Below are 15,832 nucleotides of genomic sequence, written 5' to 3' on the forward strand. Positions count from 1 at the left end.
CCGTCGTCCGCGAGAGCGCGCTGCGTCCCCGGTTCACTCGCTGACGCTCGCTCACGGCAGCGGCACGCCGACGATCGGCTCGGCGCTCGGCGCGTCCGAACCGCCCGCCGGTTCGATGCTCACCGCGAGCAGCTCGTCCGACCGGAATTCCGTCACGAACGGCCGATCGGCCGATGGTGTGTCGCTCAGCACCCCGACCGACCGTGGCTGCCCGTCGGAGCCCACCAGCCACACTTGATGCACCTGCCCCGGTGGCGGCGGCGCGACCTGGTCGAAAACGACGACCGCACGCCCGAGCTCCGGCGAGACGTTCACAAGCAGCGTGCCGCCACCGGCGACCGACCCGCGCACGGTCTGCGTATCCTGCTGGACGTCGACCTGGTTCGCCGCGGTCGGTGCCGGCGGCGAGTCGACGAATCGGGAGGTCACCACGGTGGTGCCGAGCACGAGGCATGCCGCGGCGGCTACCGCGACAGCCCACCGCGGCGGCCGCCGCCACGACGAGATCCGGGTGACCGGTTCTCCGGTGCCACGGTCGGGCAACGCCGCCAGAATGCGGCGTTCCAGTTCCGGTGGCGGCGCGTGCTCGTCGAGCACGGCCAGCCGTCCCATGATCTCGCGCACCTGCCAGACGGTGTCGGAGAATGCCTGACGCACGGCTGGGTCGGCGGCCGCCAGCCGAGCATCGATATGCCTGCGTTCGATATCGGCGACCGCGTCCAGTGCACACGGATAGGCGAGGTCGATGAGGTCCGCGTCCGCGCGCGGCGAGGTGTCAACCATCGGTGCCTTCCCCGGACAAACATTTCTCCAATCGCTTCAACCCGTCGCGGATGCGGGTCTTGATCGTGGGCAGGGGGACCGAGAGGTGGTCGGCGACCTCACGGTAGGTGTGCCCGCTGTAGTACGCCAGGACGATCGCTTCGCGCTGGGTGGGCGTGAGCATGTCCAGGCAGCCTGCCACCTGTTGTTCTTCGATGCGCTGGGCCACCGATTCGGCGACGACGTCGTGGGCGCGGCCCAGCTGCTCATGCGCGTAGACCAGCTCGCGGCTGCTGGCGGAGCTCTCCGCGCGGACCCGGTCCACCGCGCGGCGGTGCGCGAGCATCATGATCCAGCCCACCGGGCTGGCCAGCGTGGGGTCGTAACGGTCGGCCATCGACCACACCTGGAGGTAGACCTCCTGGGTCACCTCTTCCGCGGCGGCGTGACTGCGCAAGATGCGCACCGTCAGCCCGTATACCCGCGGGCTGGTGAGCTGGTAGAACTCGGTGAACGCGCCGCGGTCGCCCGCGCCCGCCGCTGCCAGCAGCGCGGCCAGTTCACGGCTCGCCAGACCCGCCCGTGCCCGGTCGCCCACGGCGGGCGCCGGGCACGTGGGCATCGGGTCGTCGGGTTCGTCCCGCTCGCGCGCCGGATAGCCGGACCCGTGTGGTGAAGCAGAACCGTGTTCGTTGCTCATCGCCGAATCCCCTGCCTGCATAAACAGGGGTTCGGTATGCACCAGGAGCCGGATTGGTCGCCCTGGTCAACCCGATACCGCGGCGACCAGCATGTAGGCGGTGCCCGCGTCCATCACAATGTGCGGCACCGCCGCCCATGGCCTGGCGGGTCCGGTGAGAGCGGCGACGCATCCACCGGAACGGATGAGGATCCCGAGCGGTCCCCGCTGGTGCGCGAGCGTCCACCCGCTGCGGGCTGCGAAGGCGACGAGCAGCGCGTCCAGGAGGAACAGCGCGGCGAGACCGAGCGCAGGACCGGTGGCGGGACCGCCCGCGTGCCCGCCGGCGGTGTGACCGGACATGGCGTAGAGCATCGCTGCGGTGGCCACGATGTGGTACCCGAGCGGGACCAACCGGTCGATCGGCACGGGTTGCTCCTGCGCGGCGTGCTCGGCGGCGCGGGTGACCAGCAGCGCGGCGAAGACCACCGCCATCGCCGTCAGCACACCGCGCAGCGCGTGCGGGCTCGCGCCGGATGGGAACAGCAGCATGCCGAGCATGACCAAGCACATCACCACATGGGCGGCGTCGGATTCGGCATGCTCGCCCGAAGTACTCGGTGGCGGAGGCGGTTCCGGGGCTACGTCGGCGAGGTCGACCCGACGACCGGGCAGCCACACCGCGACCGCCGTCACCCGTGCCAGCACGATCGCCGCCGCGATCAGGAACGCCGCCACCGCCATCCACCGCAATACGGCATACTCCTGCACGAATTGCGCCACACCCCACCACCTCTCATCACGGCGACCACCGGTCGTCGCTCTTCCATGCTCGCATCCCGAGGGGGTTAGGGTGCCCTTTTCGGTTGCGCCGCATTAACCTTGGACGCGCTCGCAGCCGGTGAACCGAGGTTCGCTGGGTGCGGCCGGCGCCGTGCCGGCAGGTCACGCTGCTCGCAGCCGAACAGCAGCGCACGGTAGATCCCCACGACGCCAGGAAAACTCATCCGTAACGACCCGATTTCCTGTGCGCGACAACGTTTCCAGAAGGGCACTACACCTGACGGGGGATCACTACCGCGCGGCGGTTCAGCTGGCCTGGCCTCTGCATCGACAGGTCGACCCAACCCCGACTGGGCGCGGGGCCGGACGGCGCGCCATGATGGACGAATGTCCGGCCAGATCGAGCAGTGTGCTACCGATACGGAGAACGGCGGGCTGCGCATCACCGTCGACGACCTGACCGGCCCCGCCGTCATTTCTCTACTCACCGAGCACCTCGCCGAGATGGCCGCGCACTCGCCCGCCGAGAGCATGCACGCGCTGGACCTCGCGGCGCTACGCCACCCTGGCATCACCTTCTGGACCGGATGGGACGGGCAGACCCTCGCGGGCTGCGCCGCGCTGAAGCGTCTCGACGACGAGCACGCGGAGATCAAATCCATGCGCACCGCCGAGACGCACCACCGCCGCGGCGTCGCTTCCACCCTGCTGCGCCATCTCATCGCCGAGGCCACCGCCCGCGGCTACCGGCGTCTCAGCCTGGAAACCGGGGCGCCCGACTTCTTCCGGCCAGCCCGTCGGCTCTACGCGGCCCACGGCTTCGACTACTGCGCACCCTTCGGTGACTACCGCCCAGACCCCAACAGCGTTTTCATGACCCGCATGCTCTGACCTCGCAAAGAGGCGGCGCAGCGTCGGGGCGAACACCGGTCGTGCGTGCGCGGCGAACACCGCACAGCTCGCTGACGCTCGGCGCCGCCATGACCGCGCAGGCGGCTATGCCAATGGTCCGCTCGCTACGCCCCGGATCTCAGGCTCGGGGTGTCTGCCGTGGCGCACCTTCACCAGGGCAAACGTTCTCGAGCCGCACGGCCTACGGCAAGCAGCGGCGGCGTGCCCGCATCCGCGTTCCCTCGGCGGATCTTCGCATATCGGCGACCAGCGACCGGGATCGAGCGGGCCCCCCGGCACCCGCTCGGCAACCGCGCCCGCCGCCTGGGAAAAAAATCCGGTGGCGGGCTTCGCTAGGCTGGTCGGGAAATGACCAGGACAGCCGCAACCGACTCCCGCGAACTTCGCACCCGCCTGGCGAATCTCTCCCTTCGCGACGAACACCGGTTGCGGCGTCGGCTCGACCGGGCCCGCGATGGCGACTTGAGCGCGGTGGAAGCCGAGATCACGGCGGCCGAACTCCGGGTCGAGGCGCGACGCGCGGCCGTGCCGCAGGTCCGCTATCCGGAGCAGCTGCCGGTCAGCGCCCGCCGCGACGACATTGCCGCGGCCATCGCGGCACATCAGGTCGTGATCGTCGCGGGCGAGACCGGTTCGGGCAAGACCACCCAGATCCCCAAGATCTGCCTCGAGCTCGGCCGCGGTATCCGCGGCACCATCGGACACACCCAGCCGCGCAGGCTGGCCGCACGCACCGTCGCCGAACGCATCGCCGAGGAGCTCGGTACCGAACTCGGCGACGTCGTCGGCTACACGGTGCGGTTCACCGACCAGGCCTCCGAGCACACGCTGATCAAGCTGATGACCGACGGCATCCTGCTCGCCGAGATCCAGCGCGACCGGCTGCTGCGCCGCTACGACACGATCATCATCGACGAGGCGCACGAACGCAGTCTCAATATCGATTTCCTGCTCGGCTACCTCCGGCAGCTGCTGCCCCGCCGGCCCGACCTCAAGGTGATCATCACCTCGGCGACGATCGATCCGGAACTGTTCGCCAGGCATTTCGCGGACGAGAAAGGCACTCCTGCACCGATTGTCGAGGTTTCCGGCCGTTCGTACCCGGTGGAGATCCGCTATCGGCCGCTCGCGCTGGAACTTCCGGCTGCCGGCGACGAAGACGACGAGGACACCCGGACCGTCGACCGGGACCCGGTGGACGCGATCGGCGACGCGGTCACCGAATTGTTCGCCGCGGGCGACGGCGACGTGCTGGTGTTCCTGTCCGGCGAACGCGAGATCCGCGACACCGCGGATGCGCTGCGCGATCTGAAAATGCCGCGCACCGAGATCCTCCCGCTGTATGCCAGGCTGTCTACCGCCGAGCAGCATCGGGTGTTCGCTCCGCACACCGGGCGGCGCGTGGTGCTGGCGACCAACGTCGCCGAGACCTCGCTGACGGTGCCCGGCATCCGGTACGTCGTCGACCCGGGGACCGCGCGCATCTCGCGGTATTCGATGCGGACCAAGGTGCAGCGGTTGCCGATCGAACCGGTGTCGCAGGCATCGGCGCGGCAGCGCTCCGGGCGGTGCGGCCGGGTCGCCGACGGCATCTGCATCCGGCTGTACTCCGAGGACGATTTCCAGGCCCGGCCCGCCTTCACCGAACCGGAGATACTGCGCACCAACCTGGCCGCCGTCATCCTGCAGATGACCGCACTCGGACTCGGTGACATCGAGAACTTCCCGTTCGTAGAGGCTCCCGACCGTCGCGCGATACGCGACGGCATCGCCCTGCTCGAAGAGCTGGGGGCACTGGCGCGACGCGACGGCAAAGCGAATGTCGCTGCGGCGCAAGAGGCGGACGGCGACCGCCCGGGCAAAGCAGCCCGCCGTGATGACGATGCGGGTTTGTCGCTGACGCCGATCGGGCGCGAGATGGCGCAGCTGCCAGTGGATCCCCGGATGGCACGGATGCTGGTGGAGGCGCACCGCAACGGCTGCCTGGCCGACGTGCTGGTCATCGTGGCGGCGCTGTCTATCCAGGACGTGCGGGAGCGACCCGCCGAGCATCAGCAGGCCGCCGACACCAAACACGCGCGATTCACCGTCGAGGGTTCGGACTTCCTGGCCTACCTCCGGCTGTGGGAGTACCTCGGCGGGCAGCGCAAGACCTTGTCGTCCAACCAGTTCCGGCGTATGTGCCGGGAGGAGTTCCTGCATTATCTGCGGATCCGGGAGTGGCAGGACCTGCACGGGCAACTGCGCACCATCACCAAGGGCCTCGGATGGTCCGCCCACGCGGAACCAGCGACGGCGCGCGGCGAAGCGGCCGGGCCGGATCGCAAGTCCGGCAATCGAAGACGCCACGGGGGCGACGGGCGAACCAGCGCGGCACGCGAGCGGTCGGCCACCGTGGCAGCAGCCGATAACGACGGTGTTCCTTGGGATTCCACCGCCATCCACCAAGCGCTGCTGGCGGGCATGCTGTCGCACATCGGTGTCCGGGAGGCGGAGTCCAGGGAGTTCCTCGGCGCGCGCAACGCCAAGTTCATGATCTTCCCCGGTTCGTCGCTGGCGAAGAAGCCGCCCCGCTGGGTGATGGCCGCCGAGCTGGTGGAAACATCCCGCCTCTGGGGCCGGATGGCCGCGAAGATCGAGCCCGAATGGGCCGAACGACTCGCGGGCGACCTGGTCAAGAGAACCTATTCCGAGCCGCATTGGTCGGCCAAGCGGGGGGCGGCGCGCGCCTATGAGCGCGTCACTCTGTACGGCATTCCGCTGGTGACCGGCAGGCCCGTCGATTACGGCCGGATCGACCCCGAGTTGTCGCGTGAGCTGTTCATCAGACACGCCTTGGTGCAAGGCGAGTGGCAGACCCGGCACGAGTTCTTCCACCGTAATCGCGCGCTGCTCGACGATGTCGCGGACTTGGAGCACCGCGCGCGCCGCCGCGACATCCTGGTCGACGACGAGGTCCTGTACGAGTTCTACGACAAACGCCTGCCCGCCGATATCGTCTCGGTGCGTCACTTCGACAGCTGGTGGCGCACCGCGCGGCGCACGGACCCCACGCTGCTGGACTTCTCCTCCGCCACAGTGATCAACGAGGGCGCCGCCGCCCTGGACCCGGCGGACTTCCCCGACTCCTGGCGTCAGGGCGAGCTCAGTTTCCCGCTCACCTACCAGTTCGAGCCGGGCAACGACGACGACGGCGTCACGGTGCGCATCCCGGTGGAACAGCTCGCCCACGTCCGCGCCGTCGGTTTCGACTGGCTGGTACCCGGGATGCGCGAGGAGCTGGCTGCGGCGCTGATCAAGACGCTGCCGAAGACGTTGCGCCGCAGCGTCGTTCCCGCGCCGGATTTCGCCAGCGCCGCCTTGGCCGCGCTGACGCCGCGCGCCGAGCCACTGCGCACCGGACTCGCGCGGGAACTGTCCCGATTGGGTTCGGTCTCGATCGCCGCGTCCGACTTCGATCCCTCCGCGCTGCCCGACCACCTGCGCATGACCTTCGCGGCCATCGGCGGCGACGGTACGACCATCGCTCGTGGCAAGAGCCTCTCCGCACTGAAAACGCTGCTCGCCGAACAAGTTTCCGCCTCGGTAGCCAGGGCGACGGCGGGCGCGGAACGCCCGCCCGCCACGGTGTGGACCTCCGAATCGCTCGGCACCGTCGCGCCGGCGGTGCGCCGGGAAGTGGCCGGCCAGACCGTCACCGGGTATCCCGCGCTGGTCGCGGAAGGCGACGGCGTGGCGGTCCGGGTGCTGAGCTCCGCCGCCGAGCAAGCCGCCGCGATGCGCCTGGGTACCAGGGCGCTGCTGCTGCATGCGCTGCCCACCGCGGTCCGCACCGCCACCGCGGGCTTGTCGCCCACGGACCGGCTTGCGCTGAGCCAGAATCCGTACGGCTCGCTGGAGGCGCTGATCGAAGACTGCCGCGCGGCCGCCGCCGACGAACTGCTCGCAGCCGCGGGCGGTCCGGTCCGCAGCCCAGCGGAGTTCGATGCTCTCGTGGCCCGGATTCGTCCGGACTTCGCCTCCGCCGTAGCGCGCTTCGTTCGCTTGGTGGTGCCGATTCTGGCGCAGGCCCATCAGGTTTCGGTGGCGCTGGCCCGGACGAGCGAACGTGACATCGCCGAGGACGTGCGCGACCAGCTCGACAACCTGGTGTTCCGTGGCTTCGTCGCCGAGCTGGGCAGCACCAGGCTGCGCGAGCTCCCCCGCTACCTGCGGGCCGCGGTGCTGCGCCTGGAAGCGCTGCCCGGCTCGGCGGTTCGCGATCGCCAGGGCATGGCCGAACTCGATCGGGTGCTGGGCGCCTACGACCGCCTGTCCGGTTCGCTACCGGAGCACCGCAGGAATGCGCCCGCTGTCGCGGACATCTGGTGGATGATCGAGGAACTCCGGGTCAGCCTGTTCGCACAGAAGCTCGGCACCCCATTCCCGGTCTCCGCCAAGCGAATCGAGAAGGCCATCGCCGCGCTGCGGCGCTGAGTCAGTCGGCGGCCGACAGCGCCTCGGCGCGCGCCTGGCGCATCTGGAGGATCTCGCGTTCGAAGTCCTCGGCCGAGGTGAACGACCGGTAGACCGAGGCGAACCGGAGGTAGGCCACCTCGTCCAAGTCGCGCAGCGGCCCCAGAATCGCCAGACCCACTTCGTGGCTGGGCACCTCGGGAGAACCCTTGGCGCGCACCGTGTCCTCCACCTGCTGCGCGAGCAGGTTCAGCGCGTCGTCGTCGACTTCGCGGCCCTGGCACGCGCGGCGCACGCCGCGGATGACCTTCTCGCGACTGAACGGCTCGGTGACCCCGCTGCGCTTGACCACGGACAGCAGCGCGGTTTCCACCGTGGTGAACCGCCGCCCACACTGCGGACAGGCGCGGCGACGGCGAATGGCCGCGCCTTCGTCGGCCTCGCGCGAGTCCACGACCCGGGAGTCTGGGTGTCGGCAGTACGGGCAATGCATCCGAGAAATCCTTCGTCGATGCGCATGCTCGCGTCCGGACCGGCTACCGATAGCGGTGATCGTTCCGGCGAGCACGTGTACAGAGGTCTATACCCCGGCACCAAGTATTCCCCGTTCGACACGCGGAATACCTGCATAACACTTCGAGAATACCCGCCCGGGTGCCCGGATCGTCCCGCTCACCCCCGGTCGAGGCCGGATCGGCGCCCTCATCCGGCGATCTGCCAGTGCCCGGTCAGGTCCGTGAGCAGGTCCGGCAGCCGTGCCGCCAGCCGGCCGCGGGCGAGCTTGCTCCAGAAGGGCTCGCCGAGGACGGCGCCGGCCACTGCGGGGTCGGACTCCATATCGATGTGGCGCGGGACCAGGTCACCGGTGATGTAGTCCCAGCGAGTCTCCCGGTCGGCCCAGTTGAAGTCGGGCAGCGGTGCGCGCAGCGCCAGGACACGGCCAGGAACGTCGGCGCGGACCGTGGCCGGGGCGAACACACCGGGTGCGCGGACGCCCGGGACGCCGGGTTTGCCGGCGACGGTGCTGACATAGGTCAGGACGCGGCCCATGGGTGCGCGGCCCGCCGCCGTCTCGTCCCACTGGTCGGCGACGATGCGGTTCTGCTCCCGGTCGGTCATCCGGATCAGCGCGTCGATGTAGCCGTTCCGCGAGCCCGCGGCGATCGACTGCCAGGCGGTGCGGATGTCGTCGTCGAGCACGCCCGCCGCGTACATCTCGTCGATGCCGCGCATCCCGAGTGCGATGTACGCCTCGTGCATAGGCACCAGGTCCGTGAAGATGTGCTTCTGCATGATCATCAAGCGGGTCTGGTACCAGGCGACGTCCCCGGCGCTCAGCCGGGAGCCCTCGGTGGCCAGCAGCCGGATGTCCGCCGGCAGCGCCCGCACCAATTCCGGCGGGGTGGCGCGCAGCAGATCGGCCACCGCGTTGCCGAGCTGATGGATGCCGGGGCCGTCGAGCACGACACCCACGTCGCTCATGTCGAAGAATCCGGAGGCAAACGACCCACCCGCGATCCCGGCCAGGCCCGCCCAGTAGAACTCCGGATGCTGGGTGGCCAGTCGCAGGTAATTGACGTACACCTGATTGAACGTGCGTTCGTTCGCCCGCGCGCCGCGACCGGGATCCCAAGCCGCCAGGTCGATTTCAGCGTTGCGGGTGGCGACCACCAACCAATACTGGTGCAACAGCGTCGCATATCGGCGTGGAGCGACGCCGTGGGTCCGCGCCTGCCGCAGCGCCTCCGCAAGAACTGCTTCGTCCAGCGGCAGCAGGGGATTCAGGCCACCCGCGCCCACACCGTCCCCGTTGACGGAGGGCAGTTCGAGGTAGGCCGCGTACCCGGGCTCCGCATGCGCGGCCGGCTGCGTGCCGAGTCCGAAGACAAGGCACAGGGACAATCCGACCGCCCGGGCGAAGGCCCGGCCCGAGCGGCCCGGGGCGAGAAGTGTCATGTGCTGAAAGGTCCCGATCTCATTCGGGCGGTGTTGCCCAGATCACGTTTCCAGCACGGTAGCAACACGTTCTAGTTTGACGATCAACAATTCCGGCCGCCTCCGGTGGCCGATTTCCCCCGGTCAGCGCGGGTGCTCAGCACCGTACCCCGCGGTACCGTCCACCACCGCGGGGACCGATCCACCGGACGCACCGCCCCATTCACCCGCCCGCGCATGCGCCAGTGCGATCAGACCCCCCACCACCAAGGCGGTGAGCAGCGCCGCGACGGCGAGCGCGGCGAACCCGATCTGCGCCTTCTCGACGCGACGCATCGGATGCGCGCCGGAGGCTCGCGGCCGCTCGAAAGCCCTTGCGCCGTCGCCATATCCGACCACACCGCCACCGGGGCGGGAATCGCGCGGGCGCCGATCGACCGCGGACCGATGCGTGGGCGTCAGCGCCCGCGATCGCGCGCCGCTATGCAGCAGTCGCCGGGCGGCGTCATACCCGAGATCGTCCTCCGCCGCGTCCAGGTGTGCGATGCGGCGGTCGAGCGCCGCGTCCGTCTTGCCGATCGATGGGGTGATCTCGCTGATCGCAGTGCTCATCGGACAAACCTCCGTAGTGGGTGCTCCGCCGCCGTTCGAGCCGATACTCGCCCGTTCGAACACTTGTTCCCGCTCTATTCGCTCAAGTGTTCGAAGAACTGATGTTCGATTTCTACCACGCCCGGTCCGCGAAGTCACCAGAAACGCCCGACATACGTCGAACAGATGTTTGATACATCGGCGTTACCGGACTAGATTCGAAGGACCGAAGACTTGACAAGCCAGGAAACACACACGCCGGGCGGACCGGCCGGCACAGCAGGAAAGGGCGGTTGCGGTGAGGCACACAGACGACACGGGTGACGAGACCGACATCGGCGCCGACTCGACGGGGACCGGGGCGGATCTCACCGTGCGTCAGCGCAAAGTGCTGGAGGTGATCCGGTCGTCGGTGAGCGAGCGCGGCTACCCGCCGAGTATCCGGGAGATCGGCGACGCCGTCGGCCTCACGTCCACCTCGTCGGTGGCCCATCAGCTGCGGGCCTTGGAGCGCAAAGGCTACTTGCGCCGTGATCCCAACCGGCCGCGCGCGGTGGACGTCCGAGGCTTGGACGAAGTGGTGCGGTCGGTGACCAGCCTGCCGGTCACCCCGGTGGGCGACGCCGAGGCCGTCGCCGAGGCCGATCGGCCGGTGCCCACGTTCGTCCCGGTGCTCGGCCGCATCGCCGCCGGTGGCCCGATCCTGGCCGAACAGGCCGTCGAGGACGTCTTCCCGCTGCCGCGCGAACTGGTCGGCGACGGTTCGCTGTTCTTGCTGAAGGTGGTCGGTCAGTCCATGATCGACGCGGCCATCTGCGATGGCGACTGGGTGGTGGTGCGGCAGCAGAACGTCGCCGACAACGGTGACATCGTCGCGGCGATGATCGATGGCGAGGCCACGGTGAAGACCTTCAAGCGCACCGGCAAGGATGTCTGGCTGATGCCGCACAACCCGGTCTTCGAACCGATCCCCGGCAACGACGCCCAGATCCTCGGCAAGGTCGTCACGGTCATCCGCAAGATCTGATCATCTCGAGGCGAAACAACAATGGCCGCGTGGTGATCCGCGCGGCCATTGATCGTCCCGGACGACAAGTCACATCACCGAGTGACCGGCCGCGCCGTCGAGCGGGCGAGCCGCCGGTTGGTCACTTCCAGCTGACGCGTTGTGCCCGCTTCCAGGCCGCGCACCTGCACGTCGTCGAGACGTCCGCATAGTCGCCCCCAGTGCACCGCGACCCACTCCCCCACCGACACGTCCGGCACCGCCGCATAGCCGTGCACCCGAATCGGCACGGGCTGCACCGTTTCCGGTGACAACGCCAGCCGCTGTCCGTCCCAGCCGAGCCTGCGACAACGCAGCGCGATCTCGTTGCCGGTGCGGTCGAGCACCGTCCCCCAGGTGATCCGGCAACTGTCGAGCACATGCAGCGGATACTCGTGGCCATGGCCGAGCAGCCGGGACCACGGGTACACGCCGAAGACGTGGAAGCAGTGGTTGGCCCCGGCTTCCTCGGCCAGCTGCGGGGTGAGATGCGTCCAGTACCCGCCCGCGACCGGGCCGAGCAGTGCCAGCAGCTCGGCGGTGAACCCGGCGGGGTCCAGCGCCGCGCCCACCCCGCCGCCCAGCCAATAGGACTCGACCAGGCGGCGATCCAGCGGATCGGCGATGCCGGTCATCGTCGCCATCACCTGGAGATAGGGCCACGCGCCGCTGAACCGGCGCGCCACCGCACGCACTTGCTCATCCGACCCGTCTCGCAAGGCGGCCGCGTCCGGTGGCCCGCAGTAGCCGAGCCGATTGGGCTCGTAGGCATACCGGGCGAACATCTCCGCTCCGCGACTGGACATCAGCAGACCCTTTCACCGCGGCGGTCGGGTGCCCACCGCTGGTCGAGCCGGCCGAATCGCCACACCGCGACGGCGGCGATGCCGAGTTTCGCGGCCAGCAGTGCGATCAACTCCTGCGCGCCGATCAGCAGGGCGACCGCGACCGACAGCCCGGCGACGCCGCGCCGCTGCCGCCGGGCCGATGGGACCGGCGACGCCGCGCGAGTGTCGGCGATCCGTACGATGACGCACCTCACCTTCTCGCTCCGGACCCGGCCGGGCGCGCCGGGTCAGCAGATTCGCGGAAGCTGTTCGCCCGCAGGCAGATCCACCACGCGAGTGCCGCCGAGCGCCGTGCGGGCAACCACCATCCCGGGATGCTCCGAGACACACCGGCCGATGGCCGCGGCCTGCGCGCCCAGCGGATGTTCCCGCATGGCCGCGAGCACACGGTCGGCGTCCTCGGGCGCGACGAACGCCAAGAGCTTGCCCTCGTTGGCCACATACATCGGGTCCAGTCCGAGCAGCCCGCAGGCGTCGCGCACCGCGTCGGGCACCGGAAGATGCCGCTCATCGAGTGCCACACCGACATTCGCCGCGCGCGCGATCTCGTTCAGCGACGCCGCGACGCCGCCGCGCGTGGGATCGCGCAGCACGTGCACGTCGGCTCCGGTGGCCAGCATCGCGGCGACCAGGCCGTGCAGCGGCGCGGTGTCGCTGAGCACGGTGGTGCCGAACTCCAGTCCCTCCCGGCAGCTGAGCACCGCTACGCCGTGCACGCCGATGTCACCGCTGACCAGCACGATGTCCCCCGGGGTCGCGCGCTGTGGCCGGATGTCCACACCGGAGTCCACCAAGCCGATTCCGGTGGTGTTGAGGTAGATACCGTCGCCATGCCCGGCGTCGACCACCTTGGTGTCGCCGGTGACCAGCCGCACTTCCGCCGCCAGGGCCGCGGTGCCGACGTCCTGGGCGATGCGGGCGATGTCGGCGAGCGCGGTGCCCTCCTCCAGGATGAACGCCGTCGACAGCACCATCGGGCGTGCACCGGCCATGGCCAGGTCGTTCACCGTGCCGTTGACCGCGAGCTCGCCGATCGTGCCGCCGGGGAACACCATCGGCTTGACCACGAACGAGTCGGTGGAGAACGCCAGCCGTGCGCCGCCGAGCGTGACCACCGCGGAGTCGCCCATATCCGCGTGCGCGGCCGCGCCGAACGCGGGCAAGAACAGATGCTCGATCAGTTCGCCGGACATGGCGCCGCCGCCGCCGTGCCCCATCACGATGTTCGGCGAGTCCCGCAGCGGCATCGGGCAGACCCAGCCCTCCATGTCGATCGTGGCGGGGGCGGTGACGTCCTCACGCATGGGCCACCTCCGCGGGCAGGTCCAACCGCCGGTACAGGTAGTAAGCGGCGCATGCGCCTTCGGAGGACACCATGGTGGCGCCCAACGGGTTTCGCGGCGTGCACTGCTTGCCGAAGGCCGCGCATTCGTTCGGTTTGATCAACCCCTGCAGCACTTCACCGGAGCGGCAGATCGTCGACTCGGCGGTGTGCAGGTCACCCACGGCGAACCGGTCTTCGGCATCGAATTCGCGATAGCGCTCCGACAGCCGCCAGCCGCTGCGCGGAATCATCCCGATGCCGCGCCAGGCCCGGTCGGTGACCTCGAAGACGTCCTGCAGCATGGTCTTCGCCGCGGGGTTGCCCGCCGCGGACACCGCCCGCGGATAGGCGTTCTCCAGTTCGTGCCTGCCCGACTCCAGTTGCAGCACGGTGCGCCGGATGCCCTCCAGGATGTCCAGCGGCTCGAAGCCGGTGACCACCATCGGCACCCGGTACTTCTCGGCCAGCGGCGGGTATTCGTCGGTGCCCATCACGGTGCACACGTGCCCGGCGGCGAGGAAACCCTGCACACGGCAGGTCGGTGACTCCATGATCGCGGCGATGGCCGGTGGGACGAGCACGTGTGATACCAGCAGCGAGAAATTCCGGATACCGAGCCGTTTCGCCTGGTACACCGTCATGGCGTTGGCCGGGGCGGTGGTCTCGAATCCGATGCCGAAGAACACGACCTCGCGGTCGGGATTCTCCCTGGCCAGGTTGAGCGCGTCCAGCGGGGAGTAGACCACCCGCACGTCGCCGCCCTCGCTCTTGACCTGGAAGAGGTCCTTGGAACTGCCGGGCACACGAAGCATGTCACCGAAGGAGCAGAAGATCACTCCCGGTTGCGCGGCGATCTCCAGCGCCTTGTCGATCACCTCGAGCGGGGTGACGCAGACCGGGCAGCCGGGGCCGTGGATCATCTCGATCTGGTCGGGCAGCAGCTGGTCGATGCCGTGGCGGATTATCGAATGGGTCTGTCCGCCGCAGACTTCCATGATCGCCCAGCGGCGGCTGGTCGCGGCGCGGATCCGCTCGAGCAGGTGTCCGGCCAGCTCGGGGTTGCTGAATTCGTCCAGGTACTTCATGACGTCGCCTCCGGTTCCTCGCGTGGTGGCTCGGCGGCGGGGTTCTGCACACCCGCCTGCTTCGCGGCGATCTCGAAGCCGTCGCCGAATTCCTCGTTCAGTACGCCCAAGTGCTCGAACTCGGCCAGGGTCCGCAGCGCGGACTCCTCGTCCAGCCGCTGGATCGCGAAGCCGACATGGACCACGACGTAGTCGCCGACCGCCGCGTCCGGGATGTATTGCAGGCACACGTCCTTGTGCACACCGCCGAAATCGACGACCGACATCAACGTGCCGTCCCGCTCGTGCAGGCTGAGCACTTTGCCTGGTACCGCAAGACACATCGTTGTTCTCCTTCGCTCATCCCTCGCTGCCGGCGAGGAGTTGGCCGAACGCGAGGCCGCCGTCGTTGGGCGGCAGGCGACGGTGGGTGATCACGGTGAAACCGTTGTCCCGCAGCAGCGCACACGAGCGCGCGAGCAGCAGGGCGTTCTGGAACACTCCGCCGGACAGCGCGACAACGGTCGCGGGCCCGGCGTAGCGGACTGCGAGATCGAGCACCAACCGGGCCAGGGCCGCGTGGAACCGCGCGCCCACCACCTCGGCCGGTGCACCAGCGCGCACATCGGCCACCACGGCCGTGAGCACCGGCGCGGGATCGATGACGGCGGGATCGCCGTCGTCGATGTGGAAGCGGTATTCGGTGGCGCCTTCCTCGCCGCGGCGCGACAGCCCCTCCAACTCGATTGCCGCCTGGGCTTCGTAGTCGACCGCGTGCCGCACGCCGCACAGCGAGGACACCGCGTCGAACAACCGGCCCATGCTCGAGGTCGGCGCGCAGCCCAGCCCGGTCCGGAACTGATGGGCCAGCACCGATCGCTCGGCGACCGGACACGCGGCGACCGCGGGAATCTCCTGCGCCCATTCGATCCCGGCCCCCCACAGGTGCGCCAGTGCCATCCGGTAGGGCCTGCGTACCACGAGATCGCCGCCCGCCAGCGGCACATACTTCAGGTGGGCGAGGCGCCGGTAACCCTTGTAGCCCGCGAGCAGGACCTCGCCGCCCCACACCGCACCGTCCGGACCGAATCCGGTGCCGTCGAAGGCCATCCCGACCACCCGCTCGGTGGGGCCGAGTCCGTGCTCGCCCATCACGGCGGCGATGTGCGCGTGGTGGTGCTGCACGGTGTACACCGATCGCTCGCCCGCGTGCCTGCGCGCCCAGGCGGTGGAACGGTAGCCGGGATGCGCGTCGGCGACCAGCTGCGCGGGGCGGACCCCGGTGAGCTCAGCGAGGTGCCGCTGCGCGGCGTCGAAGGACCGCAGGGTCGCCAGATCGTCCATGTCGCCGATGTGCTGGCTGAGCCAGGCGTAACGGCCGTCGGCCACCGCGCAGGTGTTCTTCAGGTCGGCGCCGACCGCGAGCGTCGGCGG

The 15,832-nt window shown here is 69.5% G+C and carries 15 protein-coding genes; 3 read left to right on the top strand and 12 right to left on the bottom strand.

Annotated elements, in window-relative coordinates; all coding sequences use genetic code 11:
• Positions 1-51 precede the first annotated feature (51 nt).
• The 3 genes from NA4_RS22070 to NA4_RS22080 all read right to left on the bottom strand — a co-directional run bounded on the left by NA4_RS22070 (position 52) and on the right by NA4_RS22080 (position 2,224).
• Positions 52-783 (bottom strand): anti-sigma factor, encoded by a 732-nt coding sequence (locus tag NA4_RS22070; RefSeq protein WP_067473146.1) that lies wholly within the window; start codon positions 781-783, stop codon positions 52-54.
• On the bottom strand, positions 776-1,384 hold the full coding sequence (gene sigK / locus NA4_RS22075) for an ECF RNA polymerase sigma factor SigK (protein ID WP_373862815.1): 609 nt from the start codon (positions 1,382-1,384) through the stop codon (positions 776-778). The genes NA4_RS22070 and sigK overlap by 8 nt, the downstream gene beginning before the upstream one ends.
• 144 nt (positions 1,385-1,528) lie before the next feature.
• Positions 1,529-2,224, bottom strand: coding sequence for a DUF5134 domain-containing protein (locus NA4_RS22080; protein WP_067473152.1), 696 nt, complete (start codon positions 2,222-2,224; stop codon positions 1,529-1,531).
• A gap of 387 nt (positions 2,225-2,611) precedes the next feature.
• Between NA4_RS22080 and NA4_RS22085 the strand changes: the two genes are divergently transcribed.
• Together NA4_RS22085 and hrpA are read left to right on the top strand one after the other, a co-directional pair.
• Positions 2,612-3,115 carry a GNAT family N-acetyltransferase gene (locus NA4_RS22085; protein ID WP_245671534.1) on the top strand — a complete coding sequence of 168 codons (504 nt, stop codon included), beginning with the start codon at positions 2,612-2,614 and terminating at the stop codon, positions 3,113-3,115.
• Between the two features lie 369 nt (positions 3,116-3,484).
• Positions 3,485-7,612 (top strand): ATP-dependent RNA helicase HrpA, encoded by a 4,128-nt coding sequence (gene hrpA, locus NA4_RS22090; RefSeq protein ID WP_067473155.1) that lies wholly within the window; start codon positions 3,485-3,487, stop codon positions 7,610-7,612.
• A gap of 1 nt (position 7,613) precedes the next feature.
• Here hrpA and nrdR read toward each other — a convergent pair whose 3' ends face one another.
• The 3 genes from nrdR to NA4_RS22105 form a co-directional block, all read right to left on the bottom strand.
• On the bottom strand, positions 7,614-8,084 hold the full coding sequence (nrdR, locus tag NA4_RS22095; RefSeq protein ID WP_067473158.1) for a transcriptional regulator NrdR: 471 nt from the start codon (positions 8,082-8,084) through the stop codon (positions 7,614-7,616).
• Positions 8,085-8,293: 209 nt separating this feature from the next.
• Positions 8,294-9,547, bottom strand: coding sequence for a hypothetical protein (locus NA4_RS22100; protein WP_067473161.1), 1,254 nt, complete (start codon positions 9,545-9,547; stop codon positions 8,294-8,296).
• Positions 9,548-9,670: 123 nt separating this feature from the next.
• Positions 9,671-10,138: a hypothetical protein gene (locus tag NA4_RS22105; protein WP_067473164.1), complete on the bottom strand. Its 468-nt coding sequence runs from the start codon at positions 10,136-10,138 to the stop codon at positions 9,671-9,673.
• Between the two features lie 277 nt (positions 10,139-10,415).
• On the opposite strand from NA4_RS22105, the gene lexA reads away from it, so the two are divergent.
• Positions 10,416-11,144, top strand: a complete 729-nt coding sequence (gene lexA / locus NA4_RS22110; protein ID WP_373862814.1) for a transcriptional repressor LexA — start codon at positions 10,416-10,418, stop codon at positions 11,142-11,144.
• Between the two features lie 74 nt (positions 11,145-11,218).
• Here the strand turns inward: lexA and NA4_RS22115 are convergent, their stop codons facing one another.
• From NA4_RS22115 to NA4_RS41495, 6 genes are all read right to left on the bottom strand, one after another.
• On the bottom strand, positions 11,219-11,968 hold the full coding sequence (locus NA4_RS22115; protein WP_067473167.1) for a DUF6390 family protein: 750 nt from the start codon (positions 11,966-11,968) through the stop codon (positions 11,219-11,221).
• On the bottom strand, positions 11,968-12,204 hold the full coding sequence (locus NA4_RS22120; RefSeq protein ID WP_067473170.1) for a hypothetical protein: 237 nt from the start codon (positions 12,202-12,204) through the stop codon (positions 11,968-11,970). The genes NA4_RS22115 and NA4_RS22120 overlap by 1 nt, the downstream gene beginning before the upstream one ends.
• A 33-nt stretch (positions 12,205-12,237) precedes the next feature.
• Entirely contained in the window at positions 12,238-13,314 is a 1,077-nt protein-coding gene (gene hypE / locus NA4_RS22125) for a hydrogenase expression/formation protein HypE (RefSeq protein ID WP_067473172.1), read from the bottom strand.
• A complete protein-coding gene (hypD, locus tag NA4_RS22130; protein ID WP_067473175.1) occupies positions 13,307-14,419 on the bottom strand; it encodes a hydrogenase formation protein HypD in 1,113 nt (370 codons plus the stop codon). Before hypD ends, hypE begins: the two co-directional genes overlap by 8 nt.
• The gene (locus NA4_RS22135) at positions 14,416-14,742 is read right to left on the bottom strand and encodes a HypC/HybG/HupF family hydrogenase formation chaperone (RefSeq protein ID WP_067473178.1); all 327 of its coding nucleotides are present in this window, start codon (positions 14,740-14,742) and stop codon (positions 14,416-14,418) included. The genes hypD and NA4_RS22135 overlap by 4 nt, the downstream gene beginning before the upstream one ends.
• Before the next feature lie 16 nt (positions 14,743-14,758).
• The coding region (locus NA4_RS41495; RefSeq protein ID WP_169811090.1) for a Kae1-like domain-containing protein at positions 14,759-15,832 on the bottom strand (1,074 nt) is incomplete at its 5' end.

The sequence above is a fragment of the Nocardia amamiensis NBRC 102102 genome (genome assembly GCF_001612745.1).
Taxonomy (GTDB): domain Bacteria; phylum Actinomycetota; class Actinomycetes; order Mycobacteriales; family Mycobacteriaceae; genus Nocardia; species Nocardia amamiensis.

Coding starts and splice junctions, on each gene's coding strand:
- nrdR (WP_067473158.1), bottom strand. CDS start 8,084: ATGCATTGCCCGTACTGCCGACACCCAGACTCCCGGGTCGTGGACTCG.
- sigK (WP_373862815.1), bottom strand. CDS start 1,384: ATGCCCACGTGCCCGGCGCCCGCCGTGGGCGACCGGGCACGGGCGGGT.
- NA4_RS22100 (WP_067473161.1), bottom strand. CDS start 9,547: ATGACACTTCTCGCCCCGGGCCGCTCGGGCCGGGCCTTCGCCCGGGCG.
- hypD (WP_067473175.1), bottom strand. CDS start 14,419: ATGAAGTACCTGGACGAATTCAGCAACCCCGAGCTGGCCGGACACCTG.
- NA4_RS22115 (WP_067473167.1), bottom strand. CDS start 11,968: ATGTCCAGTCGCGGAGCGGAGATGTTCGCCCGGTATGCCTACGAGCCC.
- NA4_RS22105 (WP_067473164.1), bottom strand. CDS start 10,138: ATGAGCACTGCGATCAGCGAGATCACCCCATCGATCGGCAAGACGGAC.
- NA4_RS22070 (WP_067473146.1), bottom strand. CDS start 783: ATGGTTGACACCTCGCCGCGCGCGGACGCGGACCTCATCGACCTCGCC.
- NA4_RS22135 (WP_067473178.1), bottom strand. CDS start 14,742: ATGTGTCTTGCGGTACCAGGCAAAGTGCTCAGCCTGCACGAGCGGGAC.
- hrpA (WP_067473155.1), top strand. CDS start 3,485: ATGACCAGGACAGCCGCAACCGACTCCCGCGAACTTCGCACCCGCCTG.
- hypE (WP_067473172.1), bottom strand. CDS start 13,314: ATGCGTGAGGACGTCACCGCCCCCGCCACGATCGACATGGAGGGCTGG.
- NA4_RS22085 (WP_245671534.1), top strand. CDS start 2,612: ATGTCCGGCCAGATCGAGCAGTGTGCTACCGATACGGAGAACGGCGGG.